This is a genomic window from Myroides sp. WP-1, assembly GCF_014145635.1.
Classification (GTDB): Bacteria; Bacteroidota; Bacteroidia; order Flavobacteriales; family Flavobacteriaceae; genus Flavobacterium.
In genome coordinates, this window is record NZ_JACHTC010000015.1 from 65522 (window position 1) to 80562 (window position 15041).

General features: G+C 35.4%; 12 protein-coding genes and 1 pseudogene. 2 read left to right on the plus strand and 11 right to left on the minus strand.

The annotated features are described in order from the left end of the window. Positions 1–2: 2 nt before the first annotated feature. The 3 genes from uvrC to H4K33_RS12950 all read right to left on the minus strand — a co-directional run bounded on the left by uvrC (position 3) and on the right by H4K33_RS12950 (position 2897). On the minus strand, positions 3–1793 hold the full coding sequence (gene uvrC / locus H4K33_RS12940; protein WP_182649631.1) for an excinuclease ABC subunit UvrC: 1791 nt from the start codon (positions 1791–1793) through the stop codon (positions 3–5). Positions 1794–1985: 192 nt separating this feature from the next. Continuing rightward, positions 1986–2150, minus strand: a complete 165-nt coding sequence (locus tag H4K33_RS12945; protein WP_182649633.1) for a hypothetical protein — start codon at positions 2148–2150, stop codon at positions 1986–1988. A 165-nt stretch (positions 2151–2315) separates the two neighbouring features. After that, positions 2316–2897, minus strand: coding sequence for a hypothetical protein (locus tag H4K33_RS12950; protein ID WP_182649635.1), 582 nt, complete (start codon positions 2895–2897; stop codon positions 2316–2318). Positions 2898–3226: 329 nt separating this feature from the next. Between H4K33_RS12950 and H4K33_RS12955 the strand changes: the two genes are divergently transcribed. Continuing rightward, a complete protein-coding gene (locus H4K33_RS12955) occupies positions 3227–4999 on the plus strand; it encodes an AraC family transcriptional regulator (RefSeq protein ID WP_182649637.1) in 1773 nt (590 codons plus the stop codon). A gap of 60 nt (positions 5000–5059) precedes the next feature. On the opposite strand, the gene H4K33_RS12960 is transcribed toward H4K33_RS12955, so the two are convergent. Together H4K33_RS12960 and H4K33_RS16585 are read right to left on the minus strand one after the other, a co-directional pair. Further along, positions 5060–6070 (minus strand): hypothetical protein, encoded by a 1011-nt coding sequence (locus H4K33_RS12960; protein WP_182649639.1) that lies wholly within the window; start codon positions 6068–6070, stop codon positions 5060–5062. A gap of 60 nt (positions 6071–6130) precedes the next feature. Further along, positions 6131–7045 carry a hypothetical protein gene (locus tag H4K33_RS16585; RefSeq protein WP_255493712.1) on the minus strand — a complete coding sequence of 305 codons (915 nt, stop codon included), beginning with the start codon at positions 7043–7045 and terminating at the stop codon, positions 6131–6133. A gap of 362 nt (positions 7046–7407) precedes the next feature. Here H4K33_RS16585 and H4K33_RS12970 point away from each other — a divergent pair, with 362 nt between their 5' ends. Further along, the gene (locus H4K33_RS12970; protein ID WP_182649641.1) at positions 7408–8499 is read left to right on the plus strand and encodes an AraC family transcriptional regulator; all 1092 of its coding nucleotides are present in this window, start codon (positions 7408–7410) and stop codon (positions 8497–8499) included. Positions 8500–8526: 27 nt separating this feature from the next. Here H4K33_RS12970 and H4K33_RS12975 read toward each other — a convergent pair whose 3' ends face one another. The 6 genes and pseudogenes from H4K33_RS12975 to H4K33_RS16445 all read right to left on the minus strand — a co-directional run. Further along, on the minus strand, positions 8527–9096 hold the full coding sequence (locus H4K33_RS12975) for a 5-formyltetrahydrofolate cyclo-ligase (RefSeq protein WP_182649643.1): 570 nt from the start codon (positions 9094–9096) through the stop codon (positions 8527–8529). Continuing rightward, positions 9089–10045 (minus strand): succinylglutamate desuccinylase/aspartoacylase family protein, encoded by a 957-nt coding sequence (locus H4K33_RS12980; protein WP_182649645.1) that lies wholly within the window; start codon positions 10043–10045, stop codon positions 9089–9091. Before H4K33_RS12980 ends, H4K33_RS12975 begins: the two co-directional genes overlap by 8 nt. A gap of 101 nt (positions 10046–10146) precedes the next feature. Continuing rightward, positions 10147–10740: a lipoprotein signal peptidase gene (locus H4K33_RS12985; RefSeq protein WP_182649647.1), complete on the minus strand. Its 594-nt coding sequence runs from the start codon at positions 10738–10740 to the stop codon at positions 10147–10149. Between the two features lie 85 nt (positions 10741–10825). Beyond that, the gene (locus H4K33_RS12990) at positions 10826–11212 is read right to left on the minus strand and encodes a TraR/DksA C4-type zinc finger protein (protein ID WP_182649649.1); all 387 of its coding nucleotides are present in this window, start codon (positions 11210–11212) and stop codon (positions 10826–10828) included. Positions 11213–11222: 10 nt separating this feature from the next. Beyond that, positions 11223–14627, minus strand: a complete 3405-nt coding sequence (gene ileS / locus H4K33_RS12995) for an isoleucine--tRNA ligase (RefSeq protein WP_182649651.1) — start codon at positions 14625–14627, stop codon at positions 11223–11225. A gap of 77 nt (positions 14628–14704) precedes the next feature. Continuing rightward, a pseudogene (locus tag H4K33_RS16445) lies at positions 14705–15041 on the minus strand (hypothetical protein); the annotation flags it as partial.

A 15041-nucleotide genomic window follows, 5' to 3' on the forward strand; every position in this document is an offset into this window, starting at 1 on the left:
ATTTACTTTAAATGTTCCAATAAAACTTTGGTTTTTGCTTTTCCGATGATACTTTCTATTTCTGTTATAGGCGCTTCCTTGATTCGCTTCACTGATTTAAAGTGATTGAGTAACTTAGTTTTTGTTTTCTCACCAATACCCGGTACTTCATCTAATTGACTTGTAATCGCATTTTTACTGCGTTGATTGCGGTGAAAAGTCAATCCAAATCGGTGTGCTTCATCTCGAAGGTGGATAATAACCTTCATTGTTTCGGATCGTTTATCTAAATACAGCGGATAGCTATCTCCAGGATAAAAAATCTCTTCCAAGCGCTCTGCCAAACTAATAATGGGAATTTTACCTCGCAAGCCCAAATCTTCTAAACTCTTTAGTGCAACACCTAATTGTCCTTTTCCTCCGTCAATAACAATCAAATCAGGCAAGGCTTCTTTTTCATCGAGCAAACGCTTGTATCTTCTGAAAACGATCTCTTGCATGGACGCAAAGTCATTGGGTCCTTCAACCGTTTTTACATTAAAATGTCGATAGTCCTTTTTACTGGGTTTACCATCTTTAAAAACGACACAAGCCGCCACGGGATTGGTTCCTTGAATATTGGAGTTGTCAAAACACTCAATATGTCTAGGTTCTTTTGGCAAGCGCAAATCCTTCATCATCTGTTGCATGATTCGCTTCACATGGCGATCGGGATCTACAATTTTTATTTGTTTCAGCTGATCCATGCGATAGAACTTTGCGTTGCGTTCAGACAAATCCAACAGCGCTTTTTTATCTCCCATTTTGGGAACCGTAACTTTGATATGTTCTCCTAAATCTACTTCAAAAGGCGTCAATACTTCTTTGGTTAGTAGCTCAAATCGACTTCTGATCTCTACAATGGCTAATTCTAATAATTCGGCATCTGTTTCTTCTAATTTCTTTTTGAGCTCTAAATTATGGGAACGAATAATTGCTCCATAAGACACTTGTAAGAAATTGACATAGGCATTAGTTTCATCTGAAAGAATAGAAAACACATCAACATTGCCTATTTTAGGATTAACAATAGTAGATTTTGCTTGATAATTTTCAAGCAACTCAATTTTTTCTTTGATTTGTTGTGCTTCTTCAAAGCGCATGTCTGCTGCCAATTCAAGCATATATGTTTTAAATCCTCGAAGACTTTCCTTGAAGTTACCTTTTAAGATATCGCGTATTTCGGTAATTTTCTTATCGTATTGTTGAACGGATTCGTGTCCTTCACAAGGTCCTCCACAATTGCCAATGTGGTATTCCAAACACACTTTAAACTTTTCAGTGCGAATATTTTGTTGAGAGAGGTCTAAACTACAGGTGCGAATGGCATAGAGTTCTTTAATCAACTCTAATAGGGTACTCACCGTTTTTGTACTAGTATAAGGTCCGTAGTATTCCGAACCGTCTTTTACCATTCGACGCGTAGTAAAAACGCGCGGAAAAGGTTCTTTTTTGATGCAGATCCACGGATAAGATTTATCGTCTTTGAGCAAGACATTGTATCGTGGTTGGAGCTGTTTAATCAAATTATTTTCTAACAGTAGCGCATCTGTCTCTGTCGGCACAACGATGTGCTTGATTTTGACAATTTTCTTGACTAAGACATTGGTTTTAGCGTTATCGTGAATTTTATTGAAATATGAGCTAACTCTCTTCTTGAGATTTTTCGCCTTTCCGACATACAGAATTTTACCTTCTTTATCAAAATATTGATATACACCTGGTTGGTCAGGCAAGGTTTGAATTTGTAACGCTAACTCTTCTTTTATTTGCATCTACTCCGTGATTAAGCAACAAAATTAAAGCTTAAATATAAGAGAACAAAAAAGCGATGAAAATTCATCGCTTTTTCCCATTTAAATTAATCAATTATAATGGATATAATTCCTCTATTTTTTATCTGTCCAAAAAGATAAAGCTAACTATTTTTTACCGTATCATTTATAGGCTGGTCTATCGTATTAAATCTAAGGTTTGGCCTTAAACAACTTAATACTGATCCCCAAAACCAGAACCATACAAACAATGGCAACCCAAAACCAAGCAGGAGGAAATACCCAAAAGTTCATCCCTGCCCATAGTAGCAATAACACTGCAAATATTTTAAACCGATAGGTAATTATAAGTTCCATTACTGTCTTTACTTTCTAAGGATATAATCAATATTGATTATGTGTTTTACTTCATTTTTTACATACCCTTTTTCTAGTGTATTTTTTCTTTGTTTCTGACCAGCATTCCGGTCTGCTCCTTTTGCATTCCGGATTGCCAGCTATATAGAAACAACACGTTTTATCTTACTTTACTTTTTTATATTCATGTGCGATTGCTGCAAATAATACTGCACGCGCATCGCTGTTTTGATATCCATAAACAAAAGCAAGTGGTTTTCTTCCATTCCAATCATCATCAGGATCATTAATATCTTTTACGAATTGCAATAACTGAACCTCTCTCGCACTTAACAGAGGGTTTGCCTCAGGGCTAATAGCCCATTCTTTGTTATCTACTAACACTTGTTTCAAATACGCTTTGGCTGTTGCACTGTAATTCGTTGAATTAATCACCTGCGTTTTATCCATATTCATCACATTCTTCACCTCTGTTTCCATTGGGGTCACATAGGAAGAATCCATCATTGTCACAAAACCAGGAATAGACAAAGCCTTATTCTCTACATGTGTAATCATAAGTTTCGTACTGAAGTAATCCCCTTTATCTTGACACGCCTGTTCAATGCTTGTCATAACATTCAACCAATTTGTCGTAGTTACTGTGTGAACCTCATTTGAATATTTCACTGATTCCGTTTGCCCTTCATCTGTACTACATGAAGCAAACAACAACCCGAATACTGCGCATATATAAATCTTTTTCATAGTTTTGCCTTTTAAATTAATGTTCGTTCTCATTTACTGAGTTAAATTATTTAATGCCTGAATGAATTTGATCTGTTGTGATTTTCAAAGCAAACTTAGAGGGTTTGATCAAAAAGCGCAAGTTTTACCCTATACAATGGCGGAAGTATTGTAAATAGCTCGGGACAATTTGTAAAACACGCTGATTTTTAATGGATTAAATCTTTAAAATTAGCTCAACGGAAAATTTGTAATTTGACCAGAAAATTTGTAAAAAACACTGAACATCAATGTTTTATAAAACATAAAAAAACATTACCTTTAAGAAAATGCTTTTAAAACCTTACAAAATGTTTTTAAAAAAACTCTTGCTTCTCTTTTTTCTAATACTCATTGGAGGATTTTCCTATGCACTGCCTACTCAAAATAATAGAGATTATAAAAATTGGTCCTTACAAGATCTTCTTTTTAGTATCAATTCTGACTTATTGAGTCCTGCAGACAAGGAAATTTATCTCGAATATTACCTACAAAAAGCAAAAAAAGAACAAGTGCCAGAAGCAATTATTGTGGGTTACCGCAAAAAAGCTTTTCTAGAAAAAGACTATAACCAGCAAATATTATATGCTGATAGTTTACTGACTTATACCTTAACGTTAAATGATATCAAAGCTGTAGGTACTGCCTATAATGTAAAAAGTTACGTTGCCTATCTAAACAAAAACTATAAAACAGCCTTAGAATATGGTTTAAAAGCGGAAGATTATTTACAAAAATCGCAAGATGAGTATAATCTCAACAAAGTAAAAGGGGCTATCGGGGCTATTTATTACCATCTAGAAGAATATGAGAAATCTGAAAAAACGACGAAAGAGGCTTTAACCTATTATCAAAGTAAACTTCACGATACAACCAATGCCTATAATAATTTAAGAGGCTATATCACCAATGTTTTTGCTCTGAGTAAAACCAACTTCCGTCAGCAGAAAACGGATACCATTCAACTTTTATTGCGTGATGGTTATGCTGCTATCAACAAATTAACTTCTAAGGATAAAACACTCGAAACTGCTTACTTTGATTTGATCAATGGAATGTACAACCATCGTTTAAAGCAATATGCAACCTCTGACTCTCTATTAACAAAATCATTAGCACCCATTCAAACGAATGGCGATTTTGCCAATGAACATTTAGCCTACCTTTATTTAGGAAAAAATGCTTGGGAAACGAATCAACGAGAAAAAGCACTACCCTATTTCGAAAAAATAGAGAAACTATACCAAGAAACCCACTTTGCCAATACGGAACTAAGTGAGGCTTTTGATTACTTAATTACCTACTACCAAAGCAAAAAGAACCTAGAAAAGGAGTTACATTATACCAAACTATTAATGGAGCTTTCTTCAGAATTACACAAGAAGAACAGTAAGTTGAGTTCTTTTATGCATATACACTTAGACACTAAAAAATTAGAGGCTTCTCAGAAAAAACTAGAATATGAATTATCTAGAAGCAAATCAAAAATAAAAGGATTGTACGGTGTTGTAACAGTGCTTATACTCGTCGTATTCCTCGGGCTTATTTATTACCAAAAAAAGCAACAGAAGGTTCAACTACAATACAAACACGTGATTCAGCATTCGCCACAAGAAGTAGTACAACTTACTGAACATTTTGAAGAGCCTGTAGTAAACCAAACTCCTATTATTACCACTGATGTACATCAGCCGATGAGTACTACACAAGTGCTCAGCAAAAAATTGGACGAATTTGAAGGAAAGAAAGGTTTCTTACAAAAGATAACACAAGATGAATTGGCCCGCCAATTTGGAACAAATCGCAATACGCTTTCTAAATTTTTCAACGAGGAGAAGAACATCAACTTTTCGGATTACCTCAAGCAACTTCGCATTCGACATGCGGTACGAGAATTGACGTATAACCCCAAACTTCACTTGCTGAATCTAACGGGTTTAGCAGAGGAATTTGGCTTTGGAAACTCGAAGAGTTTCTCCACTGCCTTTAAAGAAATCACCAAACTATCGGTTACGGATTTCATCAAAATGCGTCAACAAGATGCTGACTTTAAAGAAATAGATCAAAAACAACCTTTACACTAAATAAAAAAGGCGATGAGATTCATCGCCTTTTTTTATCAACATACAGTTTAGAAATAAGTTCTATTTCTGTTTATCAATAACTAAATCTCTAACTTTCTTTGTTCTCTGCACACTAAATCTAACATACTCGAAAATAGAATAACTCTTTTCAAATGGTACATCCTGTGCACCAACGGTGTTGATAGTCAAATATTTTGCCAATGACAGTTCTGAACGGCTTGATTTGTACAATTCGAATAAGTTTAATCGTTGCTCCAATCTATCTCCTACTAGCTTGTAGTTGACTTCAATCAAGTGTTCTACAATCGGACTTTTTCTTTTTCGATCAGAAGAAAGAAGCTCTACTTTTGAATTAACAAACCGCACGACACGTTTGTCCATAGGATCGATCTCAAACTGCCAATAATTAACTCCAGTAGCATCATAAACAAAATAATCTGTATTGATCTTATTGACCTTTGCTGCTTTAACTTTTTTAATCAACGCTTTAAAATGTTTTTTACTGTTGAAAAAAAAGTAACTTTTATCTTTTGCTATTAAAGGAAGAAAAGACACCATCTCCATAGTATCGTAAAAATCTGCTAAGCGATCAGATATAAATAAAGAGGTGTCATAAAAAGTTGAATTTTTGTTGAACCCTCCCTTCTCTTGTATTATCAACTCTCCTTGGTTGTTGTTTTCATAGATAGTTCCCGTATAAATAAACAGCTGTTTGTCATACGGATCAACACGATACTGATTATAGGTATTTTGAAGAATATCCAACAACTCTTTTTTGGCGTCAAATTGCATTTCAATCACAATCGTATTTAACGATTGATCGATACAAATCACCTCTTGCCTCACCGTTTTAATATTCCCATAGGATGGATGCACTAGGGTAATATCGACAACATCTTCACTTAATTCTATTGCTCCATGCGCATCCGAAACTCCAATTATGGTATTGTTATTCGTGTCGTACACGACAACATTAGCAACGAACTGCTGTGTACTACAATCTTTAATAATCGTTTGCCCAAAAGAATTTCCAATGATTAAAAACAACAAACACATGACTACTACTCTCATCTTTTCTTCTTTTTAAACCCAAGGAAAAATTACACCTCTCTCCTTGGGTATTAGTATTTGTTAATTTAAACTAGCATAGTATTTTATACCATAACGATACGTTGCCATTCCTATAAGCAACGCTTCTTTCACATCCGTTTTCAGATTCTTATCCTCTTGCACTGCTTGTTCCATCGTTTTAGAATAAGCTACAAAAGAATCAATATAGCCTTCTTTTACCGCTTCATAAGAACTTGCATAAAGCTGTAAAATCTGAACAAATGCGGGATCTACCTTTTTTCCATTAGAAGAAAACACGCGATCATAGTAGGCTGTGCCTTCCGTATAGCTCTCTCCTGGTTGCAGTTTTAAAGAGTTGTAGAAAGCAGTATAATCTACAACATCCTCCATAATTTGAGCATCAGGATACAAGATTGAAACCTCCTTTTTTACTCTTTTTACTATAGCCTCATCACGTGCTTCTATGTCACTAATAGCGATGTATTGGTCGATATCATTTAAGACATTATTCACAACAACATAATGATTATATCCGATTATATCGAATTTATTTCCAACATGCTTCGCCTCTTCTAATACCAGTAAATCAGGCAGTCCAGAGTCTATCGTTATTTTTTCATTTTTCGTGACCGCATCAATAGAAGAACCAATACCCACTAGCAAAGTTATAGGGATATTTGGATAGTCCTGATATTGCTTCAACATCGCCTCTCCATCTGCATTTAGAAACTTCTTTATACCTTTCCACAGTTTCCCCCAAAACTTAAGAGGGGCTGTAAGATCTGGTGGAGTTGTATCATTTTCAACAGATACAAGGTATTGAGTTGTTAGTTGCTCATAAGCATTTACATCAATGACCTCAGTACTACTTGTTTCTTGTGTTACAGTATTAATAGCCGAGTCATTCTCTTTGTCACATGATACAACTACAAGAGCAAAAATAAACGGCAGCAAAAAAAATTTTATCTTTTTCATTTTTTAAACATTTTTATAGATTCCATCCATTACGATAAACCTATTGATTACTACATTACTTTATTTGTTTCTCAATAGTATTCCGGACCACTATGATTAAACAAAGGATTTTCTCAAAACCTTCAAAACAAACTTAACTGGCTTCACAAAAAAAAACAAGGCTTTGTTCGTTGCACATCGAACCATTTGTCAATCAATATCGAACCATTTAACAAAATACTTAGTATCAATTTATTAGAAATAGGATTAAAGGAAGTAAGGAAGAATTGTCACGCTGGCATACAAATTGTACCACAAAAGAAGAATTGTCAAAATGAGAATTTAGGGTGCTCATTTCTATAAACAATCAAAAAATTTGCACAATGATATTAAAAAAGCGTTTATTCTTATCATTTTCTATTTTTTCAAGTTTTCTTGTGATTGCAGCTTCCTCACTGTTTAAAGAATCCATTATTAAACAGTGGTCGAAGCAAGAATTACTTTTTTGCTTCGCTAATGATCTTCTTAATCCGATTGATCAAGCTATTTGTATTGGATACTATCTGCAAAAAGCGAAAGAAACGAACCTAGTAAAGGACATTATTAATGCTTACCACAAAAAAGCGCTTTTACCCATTTCCTATGAAATGAAAAGTAAGTACGCTAATAGCTTGCTACAATACGTACAAAACGCAAAAGTTAAAAAGGATTTTGAGAAAGAGCTACATTATATCAAGCTTTTGACGGAGATTTCCTCCAAATTACACCCAACCAACAATCAACCCCGTTCCGACATTCACACCTATCTAGACATTAATAGACAAAATTCGTCTAAGCGAAACCTCGAATTGGAAATTTCCGCTAATCAATTTTTGATCAAGGAATTAAACAGTCTCGTCTATCTTCTTATTTTAATTGCTATTGCGGGAATGCTTTATTTCAAAAAAAGAAGACAAAATATACGGAATCGCTATAAACAGATCATACGTGAAATATCTCATCCCTCTAAAGAGGATTGGAACGAGAATCAACAAACATCAGAGTTCAATATTTCTTTAACTGAATCGACAAAGATGGAGCAATTCATTACGCTGTCAGCTGCACTTCATAAAAAATTAGCTCATTTTGAAGAGTCAAAAGGGTACCTAAAAAAAATTACACAAGACGAACTCGCTCGTCAATTGGGTACCAATCGCAATACGTTATCTAAATTCTTCAACGAAGAAAAACGAATCAGTTTTCCAAACTATCTCAAGCAGCTTCGCATTCAACACGCAATTCATGAACTAACGCAAGACCCTAAACTTTACGAACTCAATTTGAAGGGATTAGCGCATAAATTTGGTTTTGGTAGTGCCAAAGGTTTCTCCACTGCCTTTAAAGAAATCACCAAACTATCGGTTACTGATTTCATCAAAATACGTCAACAAAATGCTGACTTTAAAAACTTGGATCAAAAACAACCCAATGTCTAAATAAATAAAGCGATGAGATTCATCGCTTTATTTTTTAAAAGTATAAAGTTTAGTAGGTGTAATGCAATAATCTAGGGCAATATCCAGCTCAGAAACATCTGCTATACTCCTTTCAGCTTCAAAGAAACTCAAGCCTACTTTAATAACATCAGGTTTGCACTTTTGCAAAAATCGATCGTAAAATCCCTTGCCATATCCAACTCGATTTCCTTGTTCATCAAAAGCTAATAAGGGAACAAAAACCACGTCTAATTGAGATTCGGCAATTTGAATGCCCTCTTGCGGTTCGGGAATTCCATAGCTATTCACTTTGAGTACCGTATTATCTGTTAAAAGGTAGTGTTGCATTTCTCCCGTTTTAAAATCAGATTTAGACAAAATAATATTTTTGTCTTTTCCCGCTAACACTTGTAACAAAAATTCTGTATCGATTTCCTTTTTTGATACGATTGACAAGAACAAATGATAGTTTGTTTTATCCCAAATAGGTAGACGTAAAGCTCCATTGGCAATGGCTAAGCTCCTTTCTTCAATTTCATCTAAAGAAAGTGCTGCCCTAGCTTGACTATAGTTTTGACGCAAAGTATTTTTATTCATTTGACGTTTTTTTAGAAAGGTGAAAAATAGCATCTCCTTGGTATACGATAGGTGAATCATTGACATTGATGACATAACCGCTATTTGGGGCTTTGATCATAACATTTTCTTTACCATAGGGATCCGAGATATAGGCTAACGCTTCTCCTTTTCGAACATACGTGCCTATGGCTACTTGATCGTGCATCAACCCTGATTGTTTGGCGCGAACCCAAATAGATTGTTCGATCACAACCATTTTATCCGTTCTATTCTCCGTTTCAAATTGATCGTCAAGCATACCAAAATGACGCAATACACGTTTGGTACCCTCTACCCCCATTTTGGAGACTTCTGGGTTAATATCGAGTGATTTTCCACCTTCAAATAACAACATACTTACTCCTCTTTTCGCACAGGCATTTCGAAAGGATCCTGTAATCTGATTCGAATACAAGAGAAAAGGAGGGTGGAAAATAGACGCTAAAGGTTCTAATACAGCTTTGTCTTCTGTAGCAATACGCAATTGAGGCGCATTAAATCGACTTTGTCCTCCTGCGTGAAAGTCGATAGCAAAATCAACGTGCGGGATGACATGCGTTAGAATATGATAGGCAAATCGACCAGCTAAAGATCCTGTTTTACTTCCAGGAAATACTCGATTTAGATCTCGACCATCTGGAAATTCACGTGTCTTATTAATAAATCCGAAAATATTAATAACGGGAATACAAATAATAGTCCCTCGCTTAGGACGATTAATACCACTGTGTACGATTTGACGAACGATATCTACTCCATTGAGTTCATCTCCGTGCAAACCTGCAGAAAGCAATATAGTAGGTCCTTCTTCAAGGGCACGAGAAATAATTACAGGAATTTTTAATTTGGTTGCCGTATGTAATCTGGCAATTTCTAAATTGAGCGTTTTACTCTCTCCTGGTAAAACGACTTCCTCTAATATCTTCATAGCTTGCTCTATTTTTCGAGAAGTGAAGATAGCAAAAATTTTTTTTGCACAGTTTGTTTGTTGTGGAAGTTACGCACTGTATTGTTTCTTATTACAATACACTAATTTTTAAAAATTCGCTTATTCCAAACAATCAAAATACCTACACCTACAGAAATAGCGGTATCCGCAAAATTAAAAATCGCATTAAAAAAAGTAAAGTACTTTCCTCCCCAGATGGGTAACCACTCTGGCAAGTTGCCTCTCCAAATAGGAAAATAGAGCATATCCACTACCTTTCCGTGGAAAAAGGTTCCGTAGGGTTTGTCCGTAAAAAGTGTCGCTAATTGATGGGTGCTATCGTCAAAAATAACACCATAAAAAATAGAATCAATAATGTTACCTACTGCCCCAGCTAAAATTAAAGAAATAGCAACAATCAAATAATTCGACAGTTTTTTCTTTATCGAATCTTGTAGCCACCAACCAATACCAAACACCGCAATAATTCGGAATAAAGTCAAAGCTAATTTGCCATAATCACCAGGAAGAGCAACTCCCCAAGCCATTCCTTCATTTTCAATAAAGTGAATCCTAAACCAATCAAAGACAAAAATTTCTTCGTCTAGTAAAAAATTAGTTTTGATATAAATTTTAGACCATTGGTCGATAATTAAAATTATAGCAACTAGTAAATAGGCTCTCTTTAGTGACATTCTTTTCTATTTTAGAAGCAAATGTAAACGATTTTACGTGATAAAAAAAACGCTCTTTTAGTTAAAAGAGCGTTGTTTTATTGAATTAACGTTGCATATTTTTTGCTTCAATACTCATTGTTGCGTGAGGAACTAATTTTAAGCGTTCTTTATCAATTAGTTTTCCTGTCACCTTACACAATCCGTATGTCTTATTTTCAATGCGGATCAATGCATTTTTTAAATCGCGAATGAATTTCTCCTGACGAATTGCCAATTGAGAATTCGCTTCTTTTGACATCGTTTCACTACCTTCTTCAAATGCTTTAAACGTTGGTGATGTATCATCCGTTCCATTGTTTAAATCATTCATATATGCACTTTTGATCAATTCTAAATCAGCTTGTGCTTTTTCAATTTTAACTTGAATCAACTCTTTGAATTCTGCCAACTCTGCGTCAGAATAACGTACTAATTCGCCAGTCTCTTTCATAATTTTAATTTTATTTTAAAATTAATACTCGCGTTTTAAGCTCATCAAACTCTACATCTACACCGTTTTCTAACGTATCTACAAATTCTAATGTATGAGTTAATGTTTCAGATTTAATATAATCTTCATTTGCTAAAACAGCTTCTCTTATTTCTACTACATCTTGCAATGTAACTTTTACTTTATCTGTTACTTCGAATCCACAATCTTTACGAATATTTTGGATGCGATTAATTAATTCACGGGCAATACCCTCTTTGCGTAATTGCTCTGTAATGGTAATATCAAGGGCAACTGTAATTCCCCCATCATTAGCAACTAACCATCCTTCGATATCTTGAGAAGTAATCTCAACGTCCGAAAGTGTTAATATAATACTTTTTTCTGTTAAATTTAAAACAATCTCCCCGTTTTTCTCAATTTCATTAATATTGTCTTGTGTGAAATTTTGTATTTCCTTAGCAATCAAGCCCATATCTTTTCCAAAACGCGGACCTAATGTTTTGAAATTAGGTTTAATTTGTTTCACTAAGATACCCGAAGCATCATCTAACAGTTCAATTTCTTTCACGTTAACCTCAGCTTTGATCAAATCTTCTACTGCTTGGATCTCTAAACGTTGATTTTCATCCAAAATTGGGATCATAATACGTTGTAACGGTTGACGTACTTTAATCATTTCTTTTTTGCGTAGAGACAATACCAAAGACGAAATAATTTGTGCTTTATGCATTCTACTTTCTAAACCAGCATCAACAAATGAAGCATCAAACTTTGGAAAATCAGCCAAATGTACAGATTCAACGTTTTCTTGTTTCGTTGCTAATGTTAAGTCTCTGTAAAGTCTTTCCATAAAGAAAGGAGCAATAGGAGCACCTAGTTTAGCTACGGTAATCAAACAAGTATATAGAGTTTGATAAGCAGCGATTTTGTCTTGCGCATATTCTCCTTTCCAGAATCTTCTACGACATAAACGCACGTACCAGTTACTCAAGTTTTCCGTTACAAATTCTGTAATAGCTCTTGCTGCACGTGTTGGTTCATACTCTGCATAAAATTCATCCACTTTTTGCACTAGTGTATTTAACTCAGATAAGATCCAACGGTCAATTTCAGGTCTGTCTTTTAAAGGTACCTCAGCTTCACTGTAGTTGAATCCATCGATATTAGCATATAATGCAAAGAAATTATAGGTATTATAAAGTGTTCCGAAGAATTTTCTTCTTACTTCAGTAATTCCTTCTAAATCGAATTTCAGGTTATCCCAAGGGTTTGCATTAGAGATCATATACCAACGTGTGGCATCTGGTCCGTGTTCTGCAAGCGTTTCAAAAGGATCAATTGTATTACCTAAACTCTTAGACATTTTCAATCCATTCTTATCTAGTACTAAACCATTAGAAACTACGTTTTTATATGCTTTTGTATCAAAAACCAAAGTTGCGATTGCGTGAAGCGTATAGAACCATCCTCGCGTTTGGTCTACTCCTTCAGCGATAAAATCAGCCGGATAAGCGCCATTTTGATCTACTAGTTCTTTATTCTCAAATGGATAGTGCCATTGTGCGTAAGGCATTGCTCCCGAATCAAACCATACATCGATCAAATCTGATTCGCGATACATTGGTTTTCCACTAGGAGAAACCAAAACAATAGCATCCACTACGTTTTTGTGTAGATCAATTTTGTCATAGTTTTCTTCTGACATATCTCCTACAACAAAGCCTTCGTAAGGGTTGTTTTGTTGAAAACCTGCTTGTTGAGATTTGGCAATTTCGGCCATCATCTGCTCTACAGAACCGATGATCATCTCTTCCGTTTTATCTTCTGTTCTCCAGATTGGCAATGGAATACCCCAATAACGCGAACGTGAAAGGTTCCAGTCATTGGCATTTTTCAACCAATTTCCAAAACGTCCTTCTCCTGTTGCTTTTGGTTTCCAGTTTATTGTTTCATTCAGCTCGAACATACGATCTTTTACCTCTGTAATCTTAATAAACCAAGAGTCTAATGGATAGTACAACACGGGTTTATTTGTTCTCCAACAATGCGGGTAACTGTGTACGTATTTTTCTACTTTGAATGCCTTATTTTCTTCTTTTAATTTAATTGCAATTTCCACGTCTACAGAACGTTCTGGTGCAGTACCCTCATCATAATACTCATTCTTCACATACTTACCGCCTAACTCTTCGCCCATTTCTTTAACGAAACGACCTTGTAAGTCCACTAGAGGTACCGGATTTCCTTCTGCATCTAAGATCAACATTGCAGGAACTTCAGGTGTTGCTTCTTTAGCAACCTTAGCATCATCTGCTCCAAAAGTAGGTGCTGTATGCACAATTCCTGTTCCGTCTTCAGTTGTAACAAAGTCTCCTGCAATAACTCTAAAAGCATTTTCAGGATTTTGATAAGGTAAGGTATACGGCAATAATTGCTCGTATTTAATCCCTACTAAATCCGATCCTTTGAAGTCTTTTACAACAAAATACGGTATCTTTTTATCTCCTTCTTGGTATGCATCTACCTCTGCTTCAGTTTCAACCGCAACAAATTTACCTGCAAATTGTTTACCCACTAAAGGTTTAGCCAAAATCACTTGGATTGGCTCTCCTGTATACTGGTTAAATGATTTCACTAAAGCATACTCAATTTTTGGTCCAACCGTCAAGGCTGTATTGGAAGGTAATGTCCAAGGTGTAGTTGTCCAAGCTAAAAAATGAATTGTTCCAAACCCTTGTAAAAAAGCAGGAAGTGTTGCTTCAATCGCTTTAAACTGCGCTACGATCGTTGTATCTGTTACATCCTTATACGCACCTGGTTGGTTAATCTCATGTGAAGATAAACCTGTACCTGCTTTTGGCGAGTACGGTTGGATTGTATATCCTTTGTACAATAAATTTTTATCGTAAATCTGTTTCAACAACCACCATACTGTTTCCATGTATTTTGGCTTATAGGTTACGTAAGGATCATTCATATCCACCCAGTATCCCATTTGCTGTGTTAATTCATTCCACAAGTCAGTATAACGCATTACTGTGCGCTTACATGCTTGGTTATATTCTTCGATGGTGATTTTAACCCCGATATCTTCTTTCGTAATCCCTAATTCTTTCTCTGTCCCTAATTCAACAGGCAATCCATGCGTATCCCAACCTGCTTTACGCTTTACTTGGAACCCCTTTTGTGTTTTATATCGACAAAAAATATCTTTAATCGTACGAGCCATTACGTGGTGAATACCAGGTTTACCATTTGCTGAAGGTGGTCCTTCAAAAAACACAAAAGGCTTATTATCCTCTCTTGTACTAATACTTTTTTCGAATATGGATTGTTCTTTCCAAAACTCTAGCATCTCTGATGCTACACCTGACATGTCAAGATTCTTATATTCTGTAAATTTAGTGCTCATCGTTATTATTCTACTATTTTTTAATCAATTGGGCGAATTTACGCATTTTCATTTAATTACATACCAAATAATTGCTACTAAAAAGAGCAAAAATTGACTGTTTTTTGTTGTTTGTGAGATTGGATGGTTGTTTTTTTGGTGAGACGGTGAGGTGATGAGGTGATGAGATGATGAGATGATGAGATGGTGAGATGGTGAGGTGATGAGATGGTGAGGTGATGAGATGGTGAGGTGATGAGATGGTGAGGTGATGAGATGGTGAGGTGATGAGATGGTGAGATGGTGAGATGGTGAGATGGTGAGATGGTAAGGTGATGAGATGATGAGATGGTGAGGCGGTGAGATGGTGAGGTGAGGTGAGGTGATGGTGAGATGGTGAGATGAGCAAACCTCACGCAAATACCTCCTTCAACA

Coding starts and splice junctions, on each gene's coding strand:
- H4K33_RS12960 (WP_182649639.1), bottom strand. CDS start 6,070: ATGAGAGTAGTAGTCATGTGTTTGTTGTTTTTAATCATTGGAAATTCT.
- ileS (WP_182649651.1), bottom strand. CDS start 14,627: ATGAGCACTAAATTTACAGAATATAAGAATCTTGACATGTCAGGTGTA.
- H4K33_RS16585 (WP_255493712.1), bottom strand. CDS start 7,045: ATGAAAAAGATAAAATTTTTTTTGCTGCCGTTTATTTTTGCTCTTGTA.
- H4K33_RS12970 (WP_182649641.1), top strand. CDS start 7,408: ATGATATTAAAAAAGCGTTTATTCTTATCATTTTCTATTTTTTCAAGT.
- uvrC (WP_182649631.1), bottom strand. CDS start 1,793: ATGCAAATAAAAGAAGAGTTAGCGTTACAAATTCAAACCTTGCCTGAC.
- H4K33_RS12950 (WP_182649635.1), bottom strand. CDS start 2,897: ATGAAAAAGATTTATATATGCGCAGTATTCGGGTTGTTGTTTGCTTCA.
- H4K33_RS12990 (WP_182649649.1), bottom strand. CDS start 11,212: ATGAAAGAGACTGGCGAATTAGTACGTTATTCTGACGCAGAGTTGGCA.
- H4K33_RS12975 (WP_182649643.1), bottom strand. CDS start 9,096: ATGAATAAAAATACTTTGCGTCAAAACTATAGTCAAGCTAGGGCAGCA.
- H4K33_RS12955 (WP_182649637.1), top strand. CDS start 3,227: ATGTTTTTAAAAAAACTCTTGCTTCTCTTTTTTCTAATACTCATTGGA.
- H4K33_RS12945 (WP_182649633.1), bottom strand. CDS start 2,150: ATGGAACTTATAATTACCTATCGGTTTAAAATATTTGCAGTGTTATTG.
- H4K33_RS12985 (WP_182649647.1), bottom strand. CDS start 10,740: ATGTCACTAAAGAGAGCCTATTTACTAGTTGCTATAATTTTAATTATC.
- H4K33_RS12980 (WP_182649645.1), bottom strand. CDS start 10,045: ATGAAGATATTAGAGGAAGTCGTTTTACCAGGAGAGAGTAAAACGCTC.